This is a genomic window from Tautonia sociabilis (assembly GCF_003977685.1).
GTDB classification, from domain to species: Bacteria; Planctomycetota; Planctomycetia; order Isosphaerales; family Isosphaeraceae; genus Tautonia; species Tautonia sociabilis.
The window spans coordinates 265,215-286,234 of sequence record NZ_RYZH01000001.1; the positions used below are offsets into that span (position 1 = coordinate 265,215).

General features: G+C 71.7%; 15 protein-coding genes, 1 tRNA gene and 1 pseudogene. 12 read left to right on the top strand and 5 right to left on the bottom strand.

Going from position 1 to position 21,020, the window contains the following annotated elements:
- Window positions 1–72 precede the first annotated feature (72 nt).
- Window positions 73–1,326 carry an FG-GAP repeat domain-containing protein gene (locus TsocGM_RS01040; protein WP_233578134.1) on the bottom strand — a complete coding sequence of 418 codons (1,254 nt, stop codon included), beginning with the start codon at window positions 1,324–1,326 and terminating at the stop codon, window positions 73–75.
- A 341-nt stretch (window positions 1,327–1,667) separates the two neighbouring features.
- Here TsocGM_RS01040 and TsocGM_RS01045 point away from each other — a divergent pair, with 341 nt between their 5' ends.
- Complete coding sequence (locus TsocGM_RS01045) at window positions 1,668–4,145, top strand: peptidylprolyl isomerase (RefSeq protein ID WP_126723456.1); 2,478 nt, start codon at window positions 1,668–1,670, stop codon at window positions 4,143–4,145.
- 68 nt (window positions 4,146–4,213) lie between these two features.
- Here TsocGM_RS01045 and TsocGM_RS01050 read toward each other — a convergent pair whose 3' ends face one another.
- Window positions 4,214–4,534, bottom strand: coding sequence for a hypothetical protein (locus tag TsocGM_RS01050; RefSeq protein ID WP_126723457.1), 321 nt, complete (start codon window positions 4,532–4,534; stop codon window positions 4,214–4,216).
- Window positions 4,535–5,136: 602 nt separating this feature from the next.
- Here TsocGM_RS01050 and TsocGM_RS01055 point away from each other — a divergent pair.
- Entirely contained in the window at window positions 5,137–8,274 is a 3,138-nt protein-coding gene (locus TsocGM_RS01055) for a hypothetical protein (protein ID WP_158633322.1), read from the top strand.
- A gap of 404 nt (window positions 8,275–8,678) precedes the next feature.
- On the opposite strand, the gene TsocGM_RS01060 is transcribed toward TsocGM_RS01055, so the two are convergent.
- Together TsocGM_RS01060 and TsocGM_RS01065 are read right to left on the bottom strand one after the other, a co-directional pair.
- Window positions 8,679–9,986 (bottom strand): Gfo/Idh/MocA family protein, encoded by a 1,308-nt coding sequence (locus TsocGM_RS01060; protein WP_126723459.1) that lies wholly within the window; start codon window positions 9,984–9,986, stop codon window positions 8,679–8,681.
- 95 nt (window positions 9,987–10,081) lie between these two features.
- Entirely contained in the window at window positions 10,082–11,122 is a 1,041-nt protein-coding gene (locus TsocGM_RS01065; RefSeq protein ID WP_199756668.1) for a glycoside hydrolase family 5 protein, read from the bottom strand.
- A gap of 485 nt (window positions 11,123–11,607) precedes the next feature.
- On the opposite strand from TsocGM_RS01065, the gene TsocGM_RS01070 reads away from it, so the two are divergent.
- From TsocGM_RS01070 to lpxA, 3 genes are all read left to right on the top strand, one after another.
- Window positions 11,608–12,435 (top strand): hypothetical protein, encoded by an 828-nt coding sequence (locus tag TsocGM_RS01070; protein WP_126723460.1) that lies wholly within the window; start codon window positions 11,608–11,610, stop codon window positions 12,433–12,435.
- A gap of 177 nt (window positions 12,436–12,612) precedes the next feature.
- On the top strand, window positions 12,613–13,659 hold the full coding sequence (locus tag TsocGM_RS01075; protein WP_126723461.1) for a Gfo/Idh/MocA family protein: 1,047 nt from the start codon (window positions 12,613–12,615) through the stop codon (window positions 13,657–13,659).
- Window positions 13,660–13,803: 144 nt separating this feature from the next.
- Window positions 13,804–14,628 (top strand): acyl-ACP--UDP-N-acetylglucosamine O-acyltransferase, encoded by an 825-nt coding sequence (lpxA, locus tag TsocGM_RS01080; protein ID WP_233578137.1) that lies wholly within the window; start codon window positions 13,804–13,806, stop codon window positions 14,626–14,628.
- A gap of 53 nt (window positions 14,629–14,681) precedes the next feature.
- On the opposite strand, the gene TsocGM_RS01085 is transcribed toward lpxA, so the two are convergent.
- Window positions 14,682–15,068, bottom strand: coding sequence for a hypothetical protein (locus tag TsocGM_RS01085; protein ID WP_126723462.1), 387 nt, complete (start codon window positions 15,066–15,068; stop codon window positions 14,682–14,684).
- A gap of 212 nt (window positions 15,069–15,280) precedes the next feature.
- Between TsocGM_RS01085 and TsocGM_RS26415 the strand changes: the two genes are divergently transcribed.
- From TsocGM_RS26415 to TsocGM_RS01120, 7 genes and pseudogenes are all read left to right on the top strand, one after another.
- On the top strand, window positions 15,281–15,868 hold the full coding sequence (locus TsocGM_RS26415; protein ID WP_199756669.1) for a hypothetical protein: 588 nt from the start codon (window positions 15,281–15,283) through the stop codon (window positions 15,866–15,868).
- A gap of 159 nt (window positions 15,869–16,027) precedes the next feature.
- Window positions 16,028–16,525, top strand: coding sequence for an anti-sigma factor (locus TsocGM_RS01095; protein WP_126723463.1), 498 nt, complete (start codon window positions 16,028–16,030; stop codon window positions 16,523–16,525).
- A 16-nt stretch (window positions 16,526–16,541) separates the two neighbouring features.
- Entirely contained in the window at window positions 16,542–17,654 is a 1,113-nt protein-coding gene (locus tag TsocGM_RS01100) for a DUF3106 domain-containing protein (protein WP_126723464.1), read from the top strand.
- A gap of 165 nt (window positions 17,655–17,819) precedes the next feature.
- Complete coding sequence (gene ribD / locus TsocGM_RS01105) at window positions 17,820–18,965, top strand: bifunctional diaminohydroxyphosphoribosylaminopyrimidine deaminase/5-amino-6-(5-phosphoribosylamino)uracil reductase RibD (RefSeq protein ID WP_233578139.1); 1,146 nt, start codon at window positions 17,820–17,822, stop codon at window positions 18,963–18,965.
- Window positions 18,966–19,060: 95 nt separating this feature from the next.
- Window positions 19,061–19,756, top strand: coding sequence for a redox-sensing transcriptional repressor Rex (locus TsocGM_RS01110; RefSeq protein ID WP_126723465.1), 696 nt, complete (start codon window positions 19,061–19,063; stop codon window positions 19,754–19,756).
- 94 nt (window positions 19,757–19,850) lie between these two features.
- Window positions 19,851–19,922, top strand: a tRNA-Gln gene (locus TsocGM_RS01115).
- Window positions 19,923–20,194: 272 nt separating this feature from the next.
- A pseudogene (locus TsocGM_RS01120) lies at window positions 20,195–21,020 on the top strand (hypothetical protein); the annotation flags it as partial.

The following is a 21,020-nucleotide window of genomic DNA, read 5'->3' on the forward strand; positions in this document are numbered from 1 at the left end:
GGGCCTCTCCGACCGACGCCCCCCGGCTGAGGACCTGGCCTTCCCGGTGCCGGGGGGCGATTCGATTCCGGCTCACTCCCTGGGGTTCTCCAGCCAGTACAGGCCGCTCTTGCCCGGGCAGAGCAGGTCCTGGTCGCCGTCGCCGTCGAGGTCGACGGCCGACATCTGGAGCCCGGTGCCGACCGTCCCCCGGGGGAAGTCGTTCAGGGCGTTCCGATCACCGGCCCGCTCGCGGGGAGGGGCCTGCGAGGCCGGCTCTCCCTGGAAAATCAGGGTGCGGGTCCATCGGCCGGCGTCGCGGTCGAAGGCATAGGAGGCGATGATCGGCGCGTCGGTATCCCCAGGCTCGACCTCGTGCCCGTAGATCCGGGTGCCGGTGACCAGCTCGTCCTGCTCGCCGTCGCCGTCGAGGTCGGCCCAGAGCAGGGTGTGCGCCTGGTGGATCCCGTCGTCGATGAACTTCGGCTCCGACCACGTCCGGCGGCCGTCGGCGGCCTGGCCCTGCTGAATCCAGTAGAGGCCGTAGTTGTGCCCCATGCCGAAGATGACGTCGGAGAGGCCGTCCCCGTCCACGTCGTGGGCGAGGATCTGGATCCCGGCCCTCGCGTCCGAGCTCCCCTCACCGCCGACGGTCTCCCAGTCGGCGTGGAAGGTCCACGAGGCGATCGAGGGCTCCTCCGGAGCCTCGAACCAGCCCTTGGGGGTGAGCAGGTCGATCCGGCCGTCGCCGTTCACGTCGCCGGTTCCCACGCCGTGGCCGGCCTCCTGCGTCCCCAGCTCGTACTTCTTCCAGGAGGCTTCCGGTCCGGGATTCTCCAGCTCGTAGAAGACCACCACGTTGACCGTGTTCGGCAGGACCTCCGGCACGCCGTCGCCGGTCAGGTCGACGAGCCAGGCGGCCTCGCTGGGGCCGGGGGTGTCGATCTCGTGGTAGGTCCACGGCGCTCCCGGCGTGCCGGGGTTCTCCACCCAGCCGACATCCCGGCCGAAGTAGGAGCAGGTCACGTAGTCCATCCGGCCGTCGGCGTTCACATCAACCGGCAGCGTGGCGAAGCAGTTGAAGTAGGTCCCCTGCTGGGCCACCTCCCGGGTGGGGAACGACTGGGAGAAGTCGGGCCCCTTGTACCAGGACGATCCGCAGACGACATCGAGCACCCCGTCCCCGTCGGCGTCGAGCGGGCCGGCGGCCTCGAACGGGCTCCGGTCGTTGATCGCGTGCGCGACCCAGCGCGACCCGGCCCCGTCCTCACCAGTCGAGGGGCCGGCCGGGAGAATCACGGCCAGGGCTCCCAGCGTCGCGAGGACGCGATACCTCGGCATTCTCATGATGTCGCCTCCGAATCCTTCGAGTTCCGCAGCCGCCGCGGCCCCGCCCTCCCGGGACCCTTCGCCGGGCCCCGGTCGGTCGCCCCCCCGCCTCGGAGGAGCCGGACGAGAGGGCCGCGACTCCCGGCCGAGCCCCCGTCAAGGGCTCCCCGAGGCCGATCATACCGCCCCGGCCCGACTCCCGCACCACGATGCCCCCCTCCAACCCGCCGGACCCCTTGAACCGGACCGCTTCCTGGATATGATTGTGTGCATGCAGTGCGGGTGATCGCTCCCGATCGGGAGCCGCCTCGGGGGGCGGAGCGGGCGGGGGCGGAGGAGCCACCGGGGAGGATGCGACCATGGCGAGTCGGCTGGGGAAGCGGGTGCGGGACCGGGTTCCGAGTCGGCCGAGGGTGGAGCCGCTGGAGGGGAAGCGGTTGCTGACGGCCCCGGCGATCGAGCCGATCGTGCCGGTCGACCTGCTTGCTGGGACCTCGGTGTTCGTCCCCGTGCTGGGCAGCGATGCCGACGGCGACGCGATCTCGTACACCGTCACCAGCAGCTCCGAGGCGGTCCAGGCGGAGGTCCGCTCCGGCCATCCGTTCCTGAGGCTGTCCATCTCGGGGTTCGGCGATCTGGAGTTCCAGCTCTTCGACGACCTCGCCCCGGACACCGTCAGCCGCATCACCGAGTTGGTGGGCCAGGACTTCTACGACAACCTGACCTTCCACCGCGTCGTTCCCGGCTTCGTCATCCAGGGAGGCGACCCCAACGGAGACGGCACCGGCGGCCCCGGCTTCTCCTTCGACGACGAGTTCCACCCCGCCGCTCTCTTCACCGGCTCCGGCCAGTTGGCGATGGCCAACTCGGGCAAGGACACCAACGGCTCGCAGTTCTTCGTCACCTTCGGCCCTCAGCGGGCGCTCGACTTCAACCACACGATCTTCGGCCAGCTCGTCCGGGGAGCCGACGTCGCCCAGGCGATCGCCGCCGTTCCGAGGGACTCGCTGGACCGGCCGACCACCCCGGTCGTCATCACCGACGCCCAGATCGTCCCGAACACGACCGACACCGTGCTCTCCCTGACCGCCGCTCCCGGCGCCTCCCTCGGCCCGGCGACGCTGACCATCACCGCCACCGACGCCAACGGCGAGACGACGACCACCACCGTCTCCGTCGATGTCGGGACCGACACCGTGGACGATCCGCCGATCCTCGGCCCGATCGGCGACCAGAACGCCCGATCGGGCCTGCCGCTGAGCTTCGACCTCTCCTCGACCGACCTGGAAGGGGACCCCGTCGAGTACCAAGCGGCGCTCCAGGGCAATGCCGACCGGGCGACCGTCACGGTCTCCGGCAACCGGGTGACCGTCACCCCGGCCGCCGACTTCACCGGCGATCTCTCCCTGCTGGTCGGCGTCCGGCAGCAAGGGGCGACCGCCCGGGGCTCGACCGCCAACCCGTTCGACACCCAGCGGATCACCATCTCGGTGTCCGCACCGACCCTCTCGGCCCAGGGGGTGCCCATCTCCGGCACGGCCGGCTCGGCGCTGTCGAATGTGCCCGTCGCCTTCTTCACCGCCGATGGCGACTACGAGCCGTCGGCCTTCCAGGCGGCCATCGACTGGGGAGACGGCACCTCGACCGCCGGCTCGGTGGTTTCGGCCCCCGGCGGAGGGTTCCAGGTGCTGGGGACGCACACCTTCGCGACGGTCGGCACCGTCCCGCTCTCCGTTTCGATCGCCGGTCCCGGCGGCAGCGGCGCCCAGGCGGAGAGCAGCGCCGTGATCGCCGCCGCCCAGCAGGCGGCGGTCTGGGTGACGGTCTCCTCCTCCCCGGAGCCGGTCGCCGTCGGAGCGGAGCTGACCTTCTCCGTCACCGTCCGGAACACCGGGACGGCCTCGGCCGCCGGCCTGGTGCTCTCCCAGGCGATTCCCGCCGGCTCCTCGTTTGTCTCCTCGACGATTCCCCCCTCGTCCCAGACCTCGGAAGCGGTGACGATCCCGCTGGGGAACCTTGCTCCGGGAGCCACCCGGACCGTCTCGATCGTCGTCCGGCCGTCGGCCCCGGGGACGATCTCCAGCACGGCTCGGGTGACCGGGACGGGCTTCAACGACGCCTCGGCCGGCGCCGTGTCGACCGTCATCGCCGAGACCTCGACGCCTTCCCCCGTCGACCCCTCGGGCCCGGTCCGAGTGACCGACCTCGAGCGGTTCGGCGTGGGGATCGACCCGACACGCATCGTCCTGAGCTTCGACGGCCTTCTCGACCCCGACCGGGCCGAGGACCCGTCGAATTACGTCCTCGTGCTCCCTGGCCGGGACAACGCGATGGGTAGCCGGGACGACATGCTCGTGCCGATCGTCCGGGCAACTTACGACGAGGAGGCCGGGACCGTCACGCTGGAGCCGCGCTACCGGGTGCCGTATCTCGCCCTGGCCCGCCTGGTCGTCCGCTCCGGGGGGGATCGCGGCCTGCTCGACACGACCGGGGAGGCGCTGGACGGCGACGGAGACGGCTCGGCGGGAGGGGCGTTCGTCGCCCGATTCGGCCGGGGGGTCTACCTCGACCGGGCGGAGGTCCTCCGGGAGTCGGTGGGCAACGGCCCCGGGGGCCCGCTCCGCCTGGTCGTCCGCACCGGGGGCCAGGCCTTCCATCGCGGCGAGATCGCCCCGCTGTTCTCCCCCGAGACGGCCCTGGCCCGGTTCCGGCTGGCGGCGGGGCTGGCCGATCCCTCCGTCGGCTCGGCGAACGTCGCCTCGGCCGCCCGTCGGGCCGGCTCCGACCTGCCCAGCGGGTCGATCCGGGACGCCCTCCGGTCCCGGCTCCTTAATTGATCGGCGGATCTCCCGGCCGGTCGGCCTGGCCCGACCGGCCGAGACTCGACGGTCCCTGGGCCGTCGGGTCAGCGGTCGTTCTCGTCGTCCTCGTCCTCGTCCAAGTCCTCGTCGTGGACCTCCCAGCCCAGCGCGGCGGCGGCCTGATCGATGACGGCCAGGGCCGGGGCCGGATCCTCGGCGTCGATCTCCGCGTGCCAGGCGGTGAGCGTCGGGCCCTCGACCACCGCGAGCAGCCGGGCTCCCACCCGTTCGAGGACCAGCCAGAGCTCGTCCGATCCCTCCCGGGCGACCTCGGGGGGATGGCCGAGCCGGGCCAGCTCGGCGTTCCAGTCGTCAACCGACCGAACGGGCGTGTTCCAAGAGGGGATGAGCAGGCGTTCGATCACGGAAATCGCCTCGGGGGAAGGGGACGCCCGGGGGGCTCCCCCGGAGAGGCCGGGGGAGAGAGCGCCCGGTTCCGAGCGCCTCGGGAGGGTTGGGGACGCCCCTATTCTATCTCCCCAGCCTCATCGCCCGAATCGATCGGCCCCGGATCGCCTCCCGACGGGGCCCGGGGGCTGTCCTCCCGGGATTCCCATGACAACGGGGGGACTGTGGCGGTAGGGTAGACTCTGCGGCCGATGGCCGAGGAAGGGGAGACGCGAACCGAACCGATCCCCCGATCGGGCGATCGTCTTCCCCCGACGATCCGAAGTCTTCATCAACATCCCGGCAAACCAGGACGATCAAGAGAACAGGACTCGTGCACGATCGGCCCGGGCGGTCTCGATCGTCCGGCTCCCGCCCCCCGTTCCGGTCGCGATCGGGACGGGAACGCCGGCCCGATCCCCTCCGATCTCCCCGTCGCCTCCGCCCCGGCCTCCCGCTCGGGAACGTCCCGATGACTTCCTCGACTCCCGCGATCGGCCCCGGTTCCGAAGCCTCTCGAACTCGATCCGCTCCCCCCTCGCGACGCCGTCGACGACGGCGAGGACCGCTCCTGGAGCCATTGGAGCCGAGGACGCTTCTGAACGGCTCCCCCGACCCGTCCTTCGGGAGGGCCGACCTGCCGGGGAGGGCCACGCTCGACCTCGACGGGCTGGCCGAGGTTTCCGGCGTCGCGGTCCAGGACGACGGCGCGGTGCTGGTCGCCGGCACGGTTCGCCGCCACGGCAACGACGATTTCGCCGTCGCCCGGTTCCTCCCCGACGGCACCCCCGACCCCGGCTTCGGTGCCTCCGGCGTCGCGACGATCGCCTTCGACCTTGGCTTCGGCGACGATGTGGACGATGCCGCCCGAGCCCTGGCCGTTCAGCCCGACGGCCGGATCCTCGTCGTCGGCCCGGTCGAGCGTTCCGGAGGCCAGCTCGACTTCGGCGTCGCCCGCCTGATGGCCGACGGCTCCCCCGACACCTCCTTCGGCCTCCTCGGCCGGGTCGTCTTCGGCTTCGACCGCGGGGGAAGCCTGGCCCAGCTCGACGACATCCCCCGAGCGGCGGCCGTCCAGCCCGACGGCCGGATCCTCGTCGTCGGCTCGGTCGATGACGTGAACGACGAGAACGATGTTGGCGTCCTCCGCCTCCTGGCGAACGGCAGCCTCGACCCCTCCTTCGGCTCCGGCGGCCGGGCCGTGATCGGGTTCGATCTCGGCCAGACCGACGCCGACCGGGACGACGACCCGGCCGCGGTCCTCCTCCAGCCCGACGGCCGGGTCGTGATCGCCGCGGCCGTCGACCTCCCTGGCGGCGACCGAGACTTCGGCCTGGTCCGGCTGCTGGCCGACGGCGGCCTCGACCCCGGCTTCGGTTCCGGGGGAAGGGTCGTCGTCGGCTTCAACCTGGGGGATCAGGCCGCCCGCCGGATCGACCTGCCCACCGCCCTGGCGCTGCAACCCGACGGGAGAATCGTCGTCGCCGGCTCGGCCGAGGCCCCCGGCTCTCGCAGCGACTTCGCCCTGCTCCGGCTCCTGCCCGACGGTTCCCCCGACGCCTCCTTCGACGGCGACGGCCGGGTCAACGTCCACGTCGGCGCCGGCCTCCGATCGGGTGCCTCGGCCGTCGCGGTCCACCCCGACGGCCGGATCGTCGCGGCCGGCAACGTGCAGGACGCCGGCGGCGACTCCGACTTCGGCGCCCTTCAGATCGACCCGACCGGCGCTGCCGACCCCGGCTTCGGCGCCGGAGGCGGGGTGGTCCTTCCCTTCGACCTCGGCGGGACCTTCGAGGACCGGGCCTCGGGGGCGGCCCTCGACTCGACCGGCCGGCTCGTCATCGGCGGCCGGGTCGAGGTGGCCCCGGGAACCTTCGCGATCGGGGCCGCCCGCCTCTTCACCGATTCCTCCCCGCCCTTCGTGGTCCGGATCGTCCCGGTCGAGCCCGAACTGAGGACCGAGCCGGTCGACTCCATCGACGTGGTCCTGAGCGAGCCGATCGACCCGGCCGTCCTGGCCTCCTCCCTGACGCTGTCCCGGGACGGGAGCCCTCTCCCCGCCCCCGGGGCGATGACCGTCGGCCTCGTGCCTGGCTCCTGGGCCACCTACCGCGTCTCGGGGATCGGGGAGGCAACCTCCCCCGAGGGGCACTACCAGTTCCTCGTCGACGCCTCCGGCCTCCGAGACCCGGCCGGCAACCCGGGGACCGGCTCGGCCTCGGTCTCGTTCCGGATCGACCGGACGGGGCCGACGATCCTGCGGCTCTCGCCGATCGGCCCCGACCCGAGAGGCATCCCGCTCCTCGAAGCGGACGTGGAATTCAGCGAGCCGATCGATCTGAATGCGGACGTGCTGGGAGCGTTCTCGCTGTCGAGGGACGGCGTCGCCGTCCCGTTGGGGGAGGGGGTGACGCTCGAGCCGGTGCCGGGCTCGGCGACCTCCTATCGCCTCGTCGGCCTCTCCGGGGCCACCTCGGTGCGAGGCTCCTACCGGATCTCGGTTGATGCGACCGTCCTGCGCGACCTGGCCGGCAACCCGGGAACCGGCAGTGCCTCCTCCCCGTTCACGGTCCTGCTCCGGGCCGTCCCCGCCGACTACGACGGCGACGGCACCAGCGACCTGGCCACCTACACCGAGAGCGACGGCGTCGGCCGATTCACCATCCGAAACTCCCGGGATGGCTCGGATCGGGTCGTGCCCCTGGGAGGTCCGGGAGACGTCCCCGTCGATGGCGACTACGACGGCGACGGGATCATCGACCCGGCCGTCTTCGGCTTCGACCCCTCCCTCGGCTCCTCCCGCTTCCTCATCCAGCGCTCCAGCGACGGGACCCTCCGCTCGATCCCCTTCGGCGGGCCGTTCGACTTCCCCATCGGCGGCGACTACGACGGCGACGGGATCACCGACCTGGCCGTCTTCGGCTACAGCCCCCTCAACGGCTCCAGCCGCTATGCCATCGTGTACAGCTCCGGCGCCCCCTCGCTGACGTTCCCCTTCGGCGGCCTCCAGGACTTCCCCGTGGCCGGCGACTACGACGGCGATGGGATCACCGACGTGGCCGTCTCTGGCTACAGCCCCCGGAACGGCTTCTCCCGCTTCGGGGTCGTCTACAGCAGCGGCCGGCCCACCCTCACCCTTCCCTTCGGCGGCACCGACGATCGCCCCGTGGCCGGCGACTACGACGGCGACGGGATCACCGACGTGGCCGTCTATGGCTACAGCCCCCGGAACGGCTTCTCCCGCTTCGGGGTTGTCTACAGCAGCGGCCGGCCGACCCTCACCCTCCCCTTCGGCGGCGCCGACGACCTCCCTGTCGGAGGGGACTACGACGGGGACGGGACGACGGACGTGGCCGTCTACGGCTACAGTTCGCTCAATGGCTTCTCCCGCTTCGGCATCCTCCTCTCGGGAGGCTCCCCGACCCGCACCGAGCCGTTCGGCACGATCGGGTCCATCGGGTTGCCTCCCTTCCCCGGCCTCTTCCGGATCCAGAACGGCGCCGGCCCCGATGGTCCCACCTCCCCGGACCTCGGCACCACCTTCCGCAAGGCGTCCTCGATCGGGGTCCTCGGGAGCCTTCCCGACGGCTCCTCGTCTCGGGCTCCTTCTCCCCCCGACGCTCGCTGGGCCGGCCTGTTCGACCTCGCCCTGCTTGATCCCTCCTCCCTGACCCAGCCCCGCCGAGGCCCGCATCTCCGGTCGCTCGCCGGACCGTAGACCATCTCCCCGAGATCACCCCCGTCCTTCGGCTCGACCCGGTCCGGAATCACCGGAGTGCAGGGAAGGGGGGGATCGCGCTCAGGGAATGCCCGAAGACGGCCGGGCCGTGGTCCGGGAAGGCCGGGGTCGAGGCAACCCATCGGAACCAATTGAAGGGAGAACTCCTGTGTTCGCACACGGTTCAGGACGAATCGCCTGCCCCACGGAAGTTCCCCCCATGACCACGAGGGGTGGCTGGGGTTGTGTCGACCCCAGCGTCGGGAGGCGGCCGGGTCTGGGGTCGAGACGACCCCAGCCACCCCGCCGAGCCTCGGGGCTTAACGTATAATTTGGTTCCTCGGGGTCGAGGAGGCCCCGGCCCATCCGGGTCGGACCGGCCGAGGCCTTCGGGGGGCGGGTCATCAGACCTCGGGCAGGGTCCAGGGGGCCCGGTACTCGGGGCGGAACAGGTGGGTGTTGGCCTCGTCCGAGTTGGAGAACCGCCCGGCCTTCGCGTCCCACTTCAGGGCGCTGCCGGTCTTCAGCGCGATGTTCCCCATGTGCCCCAGTGCGCTCAGTTCATGACCGTACCGGAAGTTGCATGAGCACAGCTCCCGGCTCTTGATCTTGTCGATGAACTCGCGGTGATGCCCCTGCGACCTCGGCAGGAACGGCTCCGGCTCGATCACCTCCTCGCCCGGGTTGGGGAGGATGACGTAGTCGTTGTAGTGCCCGTGGAGTGTCCCCTTGGTCCCCACGAACTCGATTCCCGCCGATCGACCCCGGAACCCGTGCGGGGCGTCGGTCTGCTGGCTCCAGACGAGCTGCCAGCCGGGGAAGCCCCAGACGACCTCCATCGTGTCCGGCGTCTCGCCGTTGTCTTCCAGCACGAAGCGGCCGCCGGAGGCGACGATCGTTTCCGGAGCCGTGGTCTTCATCCCCCAGAGGACCGGGTCGACCAGGTGGCAGACGAAGTCCGACAGGTAGCCGCCGCCGTAGTCCCAGAAGTACCGCCATCGGAAGGTGAAGCGGTTCGGGTTGAACGGCCGCTCGGGGGCCGGGCCGAGCCACATGGTGTAATCGGCGCCGGCCGGAGGCGTGCCGTCGGGAGGGTTCCCCAGGTCGTCGTCGGCGCTGCGGACCATCCACACGCGGGCCTTGGAGATCTTCCCCAGGCAGCCCGACTGCACGATCTCGGCGATCCGGTGGTAATTGTCGGTCGCGTGGATCAGGTTCCCCATTTGCGTGACGCGCCGGTACTTCTCCGAGGCGTCGGCCACCCGGGCCCCCTCGCCGATCGACCACGCCAGCGGCTTCTCGCAGTACACGTCCTTGCCCGCCTGGCAGGCCAGGATCGTCGGGATCGCGTGCCAGTGGTCGGGCGTGGCGACGACCACCGCGTCGATGTCCTCCCGGTCGAGGACGCGACGGAAGTCCGAGTACACCTCGGGGCTGGCCCCGGAGACGGACACCGCCTCCAGCGCGTGCGGCTCGTACACGTCGCAGACCGCGGCGATCCGCACGTCGTCGAAGTCTTTGAAGCGGTTGATCAGCCCCCGGCCCATGCCTCCGGTGCCGATGAAGCCGAGCACCACCTGTTCGTTCGGCCCGGGGCGTCGCCGCCTCGGGGAGGCCCCAACGGCGGGGCCGGTGCCGGTGCCGGCGGCCATCGCCCCGGCCGCCAGGGCCGAGGACGCGAGGAAATTGCGGCGCGAGATCGGGTCGGTCATGGCGATCCTCCCAGGGTTGGACGCGGATGCCTCACTATCCCGCGCCTCCTCCCCCGAGGGAACCCAAGACCGGCCCGATCACTCCCCCCTCCCGATCAGCGCGACCGCAGCCGAGCAGAGTCCGGCACCAGCGCCCTGAGCAGGCCCTCCCGCCACCGGCCGGATTGCCGGTCAAATGCCCCGAAGCCCGAGCCGAACTCCCAGTACGCCCACGAGAAGCCCCGGCGCTCCGCCTCCCTCGCCACGAACGCCGTCCAGCGCTGCCGAGACGCCTCGTCCGCCCGGCTGTACGCGCCGAACTCCCCCAGGTAGACCGGACGCCCGTGCCGATCGGCCCAGGAGGCCACCTGGTCGAACGCCTCGGCCACCGCGCTCCGCTGCTCCTCGGTCGCCTCCCAGGTGGTCCCGAGCCAATCGCCGGATCCCTCCACCCAGCTCGCTCCCTGGTGGGTGAACGGGAACGGCTCGTAGTAGTGGAAGGTGGCGATCAGGTTGCGGTCCCCCTCCGGCAGCTTCAGGTCCGCCAGCCCCCGGAACCCGTTCCAGGGGGCCGGGCCGACGATCACCACCCGATCCGGGTTCGACTCCCGGATGACCGCCAGCGCCTCGGGGATCAGGTCGTTCCAGGGCTCCACCCCCAGGTTGCCGTGCGGCTCGTTCAGGATCTCGAAGACCAGGCCATCGGGACGGTCCTGGTAGCGCTCGGCCACCTGCCTCCAGAGGGCCAGGAAGCGCCCCCGCTCGCCCTCGGGATCGGCGTAGAGCTCCTCGATGTGGTGGAAGTTGACCACCGCGAGCAGCCCCCGGGAGAGCGCCTGGTCGATCGCCCAGTCCACGTGCTTGAAGAACCCCGGGTCGATCGCATACGGGGCCGACCTCGCCGCGTGCGCCGACCATCGGATCGGGATCCGCACCGAATCGAAGCCCGCCTGCGCGATCTCGTCGAAGTACGACTCCTCCAGCTCCATGCCCCAGGCCCCGATCTCCGGCGCCTCCAGGGCGTTCCCCAGGTTGATCCCCCGGCCGAGCCGGGCATTGACGTCGGCGGCCCGGTCCTCCGCGGCGAGGCCGGAGGCCGTGATCGCCAGCCCGGCCATCGCGACGGCCAGGGCGAGGGCAGGAGCGGTGCGGTTCATGGATGTCGGCTCCTCGAGGAATCTTCTGGCGGACTTCCTGATGCAAGGCGTCCGATTGTGTCGATCATAACGATGGGATCCCCGGCCCGACGACGGATCTCCCCGGAAGAGGTCGCCCCGACTCCGGAATCCACCGAAATGGCGGGCCCTCCCAATGACAAACGGCGCTACCGGTCTCGGGAACGCAGACGGTCTTCCCGGTCGGGAGCCGTCGCCGACGCCGACGCCGACGCCGAGGAGGACGTCGGCTCCCCTCCCCGGGCCCCGGCCCGGTCCCGATTGCCCGCCCTCGTTCGCTCGATCGAGGACCGGCCGGGCGGGATCGGCGCGAGCGGGGCAGGGGATCGCCTCGGCCCCCAATCCTCCTCGTCGGCGAGGGCGACGGACGCCCCCGCCTGGAGGCCACTCGCCCTCGGGCGATCCCGGATGATCGCCTCCCCTCGGCCCCGATCCGGGCCGGTCCGACCAAGGGAGTGACGCGACCAATGCAGGACCTCCTCTCCCCGTCCCACCCGCTGCTGTTCATGCACCTGCCCAAGACGGCCGGCGGCTCGATCCTGGCCGTCGTCGAGTCCAGCTTCCAGCCGCCCGACCTCTACCTCTTCTATCACGACGATCCCTCCCGAGCGGCCGACGAGATCGCCGAGGCCGGCCCCGCTCGCCTGATCTACGGCCATTTCGTCTACGGCCTCCACCAGACGCTGGACGTCCCGCCCCGCTACTGCTGCTTCCTCCGCAACCCGGTCGACCGGACGATCAGCCACTTTTACCACCTCAAGACCGCCGATCCGGGCCCCTACGGCGACCTCGCCCGCGGCTTCGACTCGGTGGGCGACTTCGTCGAGCGGTCCGGCTACTGGGCCGCCAGCAACCTGATGTGCCGGATGATCACCGGCCTGGGAGACGGCCGAGTGCCCCCCGACGATCTGCTCGCCGGCTGGGCCAAGACGCTGCTCCGCGACCACTTCCCAATCTTCGGCATCTCCGAGTTCCTCCCCCTCTCGCTGGAGGTCCTCCGCCGGACGATCGGTCTGTCGCTCGACTCCTTCCCGGTGGTTAACAAGGGGAGCTATCGGCTCCGAGAGCTCTCCCAGCGCGACATCGATCTCGTCGTTTCGGCCAACCAGGCCGACCTCGACCTGTACGGCTTCGCCGTCCGCCGCTTCCTCGACACCATCCTCCCCGAAACCATGTGCGGCGGCCCGGCCGGGATGGCCAACACCCTGACCGCCGTCTCCCCGGCCTCCTTCGAGCCGCTCTCCTGCCCGATCCGCGTCGGTTCAGGAAGCGGCGAGTCGGCCCTCCCCGGCTGATCCACCCCTCTCTTCCCGGCCCGAGCAAGGCGGAATTCGCGGACCTTCCCCTTGCCTGATTCCGGGGATGCGATCAGAATCCGGAGTCGTCGCCCCCCCGGCCGTCCGGCCCCGCTCGCCAGCGGCCCGGCCAATCGGGGGGCTCGTCCCCTTCGTCACCGGACCTCGGCGGGCGTCATGGTCGGCATCGGCATCGTCGGCATCGGCTTCATGGGCATGATCCACTACCTCGCCAGCCGCAAGGTGGAGGGGGCCCGGGTCGCGGCCATTTGCAGCCGGGATCCGAAGAAGCTCGCGGGGGACTGGACCGGCATCCAGGGGAACTTCGGGCCGAAGGGGGGGCCGACGGACCTGACCGGCGTCACCCCCTACGCCGAGTTCGACGCCCTGCTGGCCGACGATTCCGTCCAGCTCGTCGACCTCTGCGTCCCGAACCAGCAGCACGCCAGCCTGGCGATCAAGGCGCTGGAGGCGGGCAAGCACGTGCTGGTTGAGAAGCCGATCGCCCTCTCGACCGCCGACGCCGATCGCATGGTCGCCGCCGCCGCCAAGGCCGGGCGCCTGCTGATGGTCGCCCATGTGCTGCCGTACTTCCCCGAGTTCGCCTTCGTCCGGGAGGCCGTTGCCTCCGGGCGGTTCGGGACGCTCCAGGCGGCTCACTTCAAGCGGGTGATCTCCCGGCCCGACTGGTCCAGCGGCGTGGCCGACTTCGCCGCCAACGGCGGCCCGGCCATCGACCTGCACATCCACGACACCCACTTCATCGGCCTGGTCTGCGGCCTGCCGAAGGCCGTGCGGAGCCGGGGAGTGGCCGAGGCAGGGGCGATGCTCCACCTCGACACCCAGTATCTGTACGACGACCCGAACCTCGCCGTCTCGGCCCTCTCGGGGGCGTTGAGCCAGTCGGGCCGGCCGTTCACCCACGGCTTCGAGATCTATCTGGAGCGGGCGACCCTCGCCTTCGAGGCCGCCACCCTCGGCGACCAGTTCCACCTGGCCATGCCCGTCTCCGTCATCACGGCCGATGGCGCCGTCGAGCGGCCCGAGCTGGGCAGCGGCGACCCGATCGACGCCTTCTCCCGGGAGATCTCGGCCGCCGTGGCCTCCGTCGCCTCCGGCTCGCCGGCGCCGGAGCTCTCCGGAGCGCTGGCCCGGCAGGCTCTAGTCCTCTGCCACGCGGAGGTCGAGAGCGCGCGGACCGGCCGGACCGTCTCGCTCTCATGACCCGGGACCGCGCCTCCCCGGCCCCCGTCGAGGGGCCGGCCGGCGGGCGCGGCCAGGGATCGCGGCGGCCGGACCGCCGATGATCCGGATCGATCCCGCGGGGCGACAGGAGGTCGCCCGACGCCGCAGCAGGAGGCACAGGCGATGCCGCTGACCCTCTCGGATTCCCAGCTGATCCACCCCACGGCCGTCATCAGCGCCGAGGCCGAGCTGGCCCCCGACGTCCAGGTCGGGCCGTTCGCGATCGTCGAGGGGCCGGTCCGGGTCGGGCCGGGCTGCGTCATCGAGGGGCACGCCTGCCTGACCGGCCCCATGGAGCTGGGCCGGGACAACTTCATCGGCCACGGCGCCGTGCTCGGCAAGGCCCCCCAGCACCGCCGGGATCCCGGCGACGGAACCTCGCTGGTCGTCGGCGACGGCAACGTCATCCGGGAGTACGTCACCATCCACCGCGGCACCTCCGACCGCGGCGAGACGCGCATCGGCCACCGCAACTACCTGATGATCGGCGCCCACGTCGGCCACGACGCGATCGTCGGCGACGGCTGCACGATCGTCAACGGCGCCATGATCGGCGGCCTGGTCGAGCTGCAGGACGGCTGCATCCTCTCCGCCCACGCCGCCGTCCAGCAGCGAGCCCGGATCGGCCGCCTGGCCATGATCGGCGGCCTCGGCTCGACGACCAAGGACGTCCCCCCGTTCGTCCTGCTCCAGGGGTATAACGCCGTCTCCGGCCTGAACCTCGTCGGGCTCCGCCGCGCCGGGTTCTCCGTCGGGGCGATCAACGCCCTGCGAGACGCCTACCGCATCCTGTACAAGGAGGGCCGCACCCGGTCCTCCGCCCTCGACCGCATCGAGGCCGACCTCGGCCACGTCCCCGAGGTCGCCGAGTTCGTCGCCTTCATCCGCCAGAGCGTCCTCGGCATCAACCCCGCCCGAGACGCCGACCGCCTGCACCGCACCTTCTAAGGGCCGAAGTTCACCAAGCTCCTCCCCTCGATCCCCGGAGCGGAGCCCCCGGATCACGACCTCGGCGGCTCCTCGGCGGGAGGAGCGCCCTGGCCGACCGGGTCCGGCCCAATTCCAAGGGGCTTCTCTCCCTCGACGGCCGATGGGGGGGCTTCGGAAGGGAGCGCAGAGCCCGACGCCGGCACCGACCGGGGGGAAGCCCCCCTCGGCCCCCGTCCCATCGCGTCCTGGATCCGGCGGTACTCCTCCTCGCTCAGCTCGCCGGCCTCGAACGCCTCCCGGAACGAGTCCGACAGGTCGGCCGGGGTGTCGGCCCTCCGGATGAGGCGCTTCCGGTAGATCGAGACGACCTGGATTCCCAGCGCGACCAGCACCAGCAGGCCGGCCATCAGAAAGATCGCCGAGAGCAGTTCCTGGGTCTTCGAGTCCAGCTCGGGCATTGCTCCGCAGGCTCCGATCCCGACTTCCCCCCGTTGCGACCGTTGTTTCGGGAGCGATCGGGGCGTCCTCGGGCCGATTGGGGGTGGTTGGCCCGGGGGGATCCGATCGATATACTGAAAATACCGCGCCCCTCGGGGTGCGGCGAGCCCCGGCCCCGGGGACGGTCCCCGAGCCTCGCCGATCACATTCTCCCCCTTCGAGGCCGATCGCCATGACTCGACTCTGCTCCGGCATCGTCGTCGCCCTCGGGCTGCTGGCGGTCGTGCCGACGACCCAGGCCCAGACCGCCGGTCTGCCTCCCGGCTTCCAGAACAACACCTTCGACCCGTTCGCCGCCTATTACGGCTACTACATCCCGAGGAACCAGGTCGTCGCCTCCCAGCTCGCCGGCGGCGCCAACGAGACAATCAACCTCAACGCCCAGGCCCGGCGCGCCGAGGCCCTCACCGCCCGCCCGTCTCGGGGCTCGCTCTACGAGCTGGACAACCCCTACGAGCTCGTCCCCCTCGAAGAACGCCCCTTCACCCGACGGCCCACGGTCCTAATTCCCGGCCAGCGCGCCACTCCCGCCCCCGCCTCCCACTTCGGCCGGAGCGTCCCCCAGTTCTACGGCTACCAGGCCGGGACCCTCAGCGATGCCTCCCGACGGGCGGCGGCTGCTCGCCGCACCGGAGCGCTCACCGGGGGCTCTCGGCGAATGGGAAGAATGGGAGGAATGGGAGGTTTCGGTGGCATGGGTGGCTTCGGCGGCATGGGCGGCTTCGGCGGCTTCGGCGGCTTCGGCGGCGGGTTCCGCTAAGAGCGCGGCGGGGAGATCCCGGGGATCGGCTCCAGGAGATTCCCCGGGACGGGTCGGCGGGGGCCCTCGACGAGCCAGACGACCCGATCGTCCTGGAGGGTTCGCGATGGCAGGCCCGGCCGCTGGTCCGGCCGGATCGGGCAACCAGGCGGAGTGGCGATGGCGGCCGAGCAACTGCGATTGACCGCCGAGGAGCGGGCCGACCTGGTCGCCTACCTTGATGGCGAGCTGCCCGCCGATCGCGCCTCGGCGCTGGCCGAGAAGCTCACCCGAAGCGTCTCCGGCCGCCGAGAGATCGAGGCCCTCGAAACGTCCTGGAACTTGCTTGACCTGCTCCCTCGCCCCCGGGCCGGCTCGGACTTCACCGATCGCACGCTCACCCTGGTCGCCGAGGCCCCAGCCGCCGACGATCGCCTGGTCGGGGCCGCCCGGCGCACGATGGCCCGGCTGCTCGCCCTGCTGGCCGTCGCCGCCTCGATCGGGCTGGGGGGCGCCGTCGGCTACTCGGTCGCCCGCTGGCTCATCCCCGACCGCACCTCCCGGCTCGCCCGGGACCTAACCATCGCCGAGCGGCTCGACGCCTATCGCGCCGTCGGCGACCTCGAGTTCCTCCGTCGGCTCGACGAGACGACCCTCTTCAAGGAGGCGTCGGACTGACCGGCGCAACCCCGCCATGCTCCTGGGGATGAGAGTCCTCGGCCCGCTCTTCGCCTCCGCCTCGGCGGTCCCGATCCTCCTGGCCGCCGTGCCGGTGGGGTTCGACCGCCTGGCCTCGATGCCCCCGAAGACCCGCCAGGCCCTCTCCGATCGGCTGGAGCGGTTCGACCAGCTCCCTGAGGCCGATCGCCGGTCGATCCGGGCCCTCGACGACGCCCTCTCCCGCCTTCCGCCCGAGGAACGTCGCCGATACCTCGACCTGATGGACCGCTACGCCTCCTGGTATCGGTCGCTCGACCCCGAGGCCCGGCGGGAGATCGATTCCACCCCTCCCGACCGCCGCATCTCCCTGATCCGGGAGCGCTTGGCGGCCGAGGACGTCCCCGGCTCCCCCCGAGTCAGCCCGGCCATCTGGGTCGGCTCCTCCGCGTTGAACCCCGTGCCGCTCTACGACGCCGCCGCGTTGCTCCGTGTCTGGGCCTCGCTGGACGATCGGGAGCGCCGCCGGGTGGAATCGGCCCGCTCCCCCGACGATCGGCTCGACACCCTCCGCCGCCTCGGTCGAGACCTCGGCCTGAAGCCGGCCGATCCCGTCCGGGACGCCTTCCGGGAGATCCTCCTCGACCGGGTCAAGCTCGGCCAGCGCCGGTTCCGGGAGCAGTTGGACGAGCTCTCCCGTCCCGGCCAGCGGAACCTCCGGCCCTCCCCTCCCCTGGACGACCTCGTCGACCTGCTGCTCGACCCGTTCCGGCCCGTCGATCCCCGGGGGGCCGCTGGTCCCCGTCGGCCGTTCTTCGCGACGGAGCTGCCCGAGCCCTTCCGCACCGCCGTCGCCCGGTTGGCCACCAACCGCCTCGCCGTCCGGATGGCCGAGATCGAATACCTCCGGGACCTCCAGCAACGCCCCTCTTCGGCCACCGGCCCCGAGCTTGCCGCCTTCGAGGCCAACCTCCCCGACTGGTACCGCACCACCCTCGACCCCTTGCCTCCCGAGGTCGCCCGCCTCCGCATTCGGGCCCTCCGCGAGCTGACCGCCGGCGACCCCTCCCTCGAGGCCCTCCGATCGGCTCCCCCGCCCCCCTCGGCTCCGACCGGGGAGGCCCGTCCCCCCCGCGGCGTGGCCTTCTGATCCCTTCCCGATCGGATCGCCGATCCGACCCTTCCAGGGCCCCGGCGCCGGTGTTCGTCGGTCCCGGAGCCCGGGCCTTCCCGACCCTCCGAGGCGGAGAACTCCCAGGCCCCCCCGCCCCGATCTTCTGGCTCGATCGACCTCGGCCCCTCGCTTGCCACTGCGATGCCCGACGCCCCCAACCCGTTCACCGACGATGACCGCCGCTGGATGCTCCTCGCCCTGGCCGAGGCTGCCCGGGGCCGAGGCCGGGTCGAGCCCAACCCGATGGTCGGCGCCGTCGTCGTCCGAGACGGCTCTCTTGTCTCCCTCGGGCACCACCCCCGGTTCGGCGGCCCCCACGCCGAGGTCGTCGCCCTCCGGGCCGCCGGAGAACTCGCCCGGGGGGCCTCGCTCTACGTGACGCTCGAACCCTGCTGCCACGTCGGCAAGACGCCCCCGTGCACCGAGGCCGTGCTCGACGCCGGCATCTCCCGGGTCGTCTCGGCCATGCGCGACCCGTTTCCTCGAGTCGCGGGAGGCGGCTTCTCCCGACTGGCGGACGCCGGGGTCGCCGTCGAAGTCGGGCTGGAGGAGGCCGAGGCCCGGCTCCTCAACGCCCCGTACCTGAAGCGCCTGGCCGTCGGCCGACCGTTCGTGACCGCCAAGTGGGCGATGACCCTCGACGGCAAAACCGCCTGCGCCTCGGGAGACAGCCGATGGATCTCCGGCCCCCGGTCCCGGGCCCTCGTCCACGAGCTCCGAGGGCGGATGGACGGCATCCTCGTCGGCATCGGCACCGCCCTGCTCGACGACCCCGAGCTGACCGCCCGCCCCCCCGGCCCCCGGACCCCGGCCCGGATCGTGCTCGACCCCTCCGCCCGCCTGCCCACCTCCTCGAAGCTGGCCAGGACCGCCCGGGAGGTCCCCGTCTGGCTCGCCGTCTCCTCCGGCCGAGCCCCCGCCGACCGGCTCGACGCCCTCACCCGACTCGGCGTCGAGGTCCTCCCCTTCCCCGGCGACGGCCCCATCCCCATCGCCGCGCTGCTCGACGAGCTGGGCCGCCGAGGGCTGACAAACCTTCTGGTCGAGGGCGGCGGCCGGGTCCTCGGCGCCTTCCTCGACGCCGGCGAGGTCGACGCCGTTCAGGTCTTCGTCGCCCCCATCCTCGAAGGGGGCGACCACTCCCACTCCCCCGTCCGGGGCCTGGGCGCCGATCGCATGGCCGACGCCCTCCGGCTGGCCCGGGTCGATTCCCTCACCGTCGACGGCGACGTGGCCCTCCGGGGACACCTCCCCCGCCCCTGGCTGCAGCCCGGCTTCCGCGCTTGACCCCGCCGCCCGGAACCCGATACAGTCAAGATCGGGTTTTCCGATAGGACATCGATCCCCCGTCCGTCCCCAACCAACCAGGAGGGTCCGGTCCGGTGCGGGAGCCCCATCGCGACGCCTCGCCGTCCAGCAAGCCGGCCCCCAAGGCCGTCGTCGGTCGGCTTAGTCTCTACCTCCGCCAGCTCGAAACCTTCGCCCGACAGGGCCGAGAGACCGTCTCCAGCAGCCAGCTCGGCCAGGCCCTCGGCCTCAACGACGCCCAGGTCCGCAAGGATCTCGCCTACTTCGGCCAGTTCGGCCAGCCCGGCCTGGGCTACCCGATCGAGGACCTCACCGTCGCCATCCGACGCATCCTCGGCGTCGACCGCGACTGGCCCACCGCCCTGATCGGCCTGGGGAACCTCGGCCAGGCCCTGCTCGGCTACAAGGGGTTCCGCCTCCGCCGCTTCCGGATCGTCGCCCTCTTCGACAACGACCCCCGCAAGCTCGGCAAGTCCTTCGACGGCCTGACCATCCGCCACACCGACGAGCTGCCCGAGGCCGTCTCTTCCCAGGGCCTCCGACTGGCCATGCTCTGCGTCCCCGCCGAGGCCGCCCAGCGCGTGGCCGACCACGTCGTCTCCTCCGGCATCCGAGGCATCCTCAACTTCGCCCCCACCTCCCTGTTCGTCCCCCCCGACGTCAGCATCGTCGCCGTCGACCTCAGCGTCCAGCTCGAACAGTTGGCCTACTCCGTCCACAACCTCCTGGGCGACTCCTCCCCCGCCGACGACATCTCCGCCGCCGGCTAGATCGCTCCCCTCTCCTCGCCAGCACGCGAACCTTCCCTCCGCCCCCCGTGCCGGATATACTGGTCAACATCTCCGGCGGGTCCCCCGCCCCCATTACCCGGTGGTGAAATTGGTATCACAACAGGTTTTGGTCCTGTTTTTCCAGGTTCGAGTCCTGGCCGGGTAGCTCCCCCCTTGACCCCCGCTCTCCTCCCCGGCCGACCTCCCGCGTCGGCCCACTCCCTTGGGCTTCCCCCAAAGCTGCACGCCCGCTCGAGCGAACCGCCGCCGGCGGATTTTGCGACTGGACCACCCCCCATCCCCCGATGGTGTCGCTGAGGGGCCCGTGCGCGCCGAGCGATCGCGGTGCGGCGCGGCGCGGCGGACGGGCCAGAGCGATCGGCACCTTCTCCGTCTCATTCCCTGGAGTCCGTTGAGGCACATCTTGGGGGGAGCATCATGAGCGACGGCATCTCACCGAAGCGGATCGAGGCGAACCGGCGGAACGCGCAACAATCGACCGGGCCGAGGACGGACGAAGGAAAAGCACGCAGCCGGGCCAACGGCTTGAGGCACGGGATGGCGGCAGAGGTTCTCGTGCCGGAGGAGGATCGCGCCGCGTATGAGCAGATCCTCGAGCGCTGGCGGCGCGAGGCGGGGCCGGACAACGTGGTCGAGGAGCATTTGATTCAACGGGCCGCCGTCCTATCGGTGCGGCTGGATCGGATCGAGCGGGCCAACCAGGAGGCGAGGGAGGCGGCGGCTCGGGAAGCGGTCGGGCGCTGGCATCGGCGGAAGCAGGCGTCGGCGAGAAAGCTGGGGCAGCGGTTGCTGCTCGATCCGGTGAACGTGATCGAGGAGCTGGAGGCGACGGCGTTTGGGTGCGAGTGGTTGATCCGACACTGGCGAAGGTTGGATAGCCAGATTCGCCTGGGCTCGCGCTGGGACGGGCGCGATCGGGCGTGGGCGATGGCGATGCTCGGGCTGCCCGGGGGGCCTCCCGACCCCGAGGCGGGGGAGGACGCCCGCATGCTCTGGACGCTGGCTGTCTCGGTCGGTCACGCTCAATCGGGCGCGTATGGTCCCTCCGCGTTGCGGCCGGACCCGACCGCCGACGCATTCGCTCCCCCCGTCGATCCGGACGCGGCCCGAGCGGCCTTGCGCGCGATCATTGCGCGGCAGATCGAGCGCTTGCGGGCGCTCCGAGACGCCTCGTGGCGCGAGGTCGAGGGGCCGGAGCGGGAGGCGGTCGCCCGCCGCGCCGCGGCGGCGGATACGTCGCAGG

Coding starts and splice junctions, on each gene's coding strand:
- TsocGM_RS01075 (WP_126723461.1), top strand. CDS start 12,613: ATGGTCGGCATCGGCATCGTCGGCATCGGCTTCATGGGCATGATCCAC.
- TsocGM_RS26415 (WP_199756669.1), top strand. CDS start 15,281: ATGACTCGACTCTGCTCCGGCATCGTCGTCGCCCTCGGGCTGCTGGCG.
- TsocGM_RS01060 (WP_126723459.1), bottom strand. CDS start 9,986: ATGACCGACCCGATCTCGCGCCGCAATTTCCTCGCGTCCTCGGCCCTG.
- TsocGM_RS01070 (WP_126723460.1), top strand. CDS start 11,608: ATGCAGGACCTCCTCTCCCCGTCCCACCCGCTGCTGTTCATGCACCTG.
- TsocGM_RS01065 (WP_199756668.1), bottom strand. CDS start 11,122: ATGAACCGCACCGCTCCTGCCCTCGCCCTGGCCGTCGCGATGGCCGGG.
- ribD (WP_233578139.1), top strand. CDS start 17,820: ATGCCCGACGCCCCCAACCCGTTCACCGACGATGACCGCCGCTGGATG.
- TsocGM_RS01085 (WP_126723462.1), bottom strand. CDS start 15,068: ATGCCCGAGCTGGACTCGAAGACCCAGGAACTGCTCTCGGCGATCTTT.
- TsocGM_RS01045 (WP_126723456.1), top strand. CDS start 1,668: ATGGCGAGTCGGCTGGGGAAGCGGGTGCGGGACCGGGTTCCGAGTCGG.
- TsocGM_RS01040 (WP_233578134.1), bottom strand. CDS start 1,326: ATGAGAATGCCGAGGTATCGCGTCCTCGCGACGCTGGGAGCCCTGGCC.
- TsocGM_RS01095 (WP_126723463.1), top strand. CDS start 16,028: ATGGCGGCCGAGCAACTGCGATTGACCGCCGAGGAGCGGGCCGACCTG.
- TsocGM_RS01100 (WP_126723464.1), top strand. CDS start 16,542: ATGCTCCTGGGGATGAGAGTCCTCGGCCCGCTCTTCGCCTCCGCCTCG.
- lpxA (WP_233578137.1), top strand. CDS start 13,804: ATGCCGCTGACCCTCTCGGATTCCCAGCTGATCCACCCCACGGCCGTC.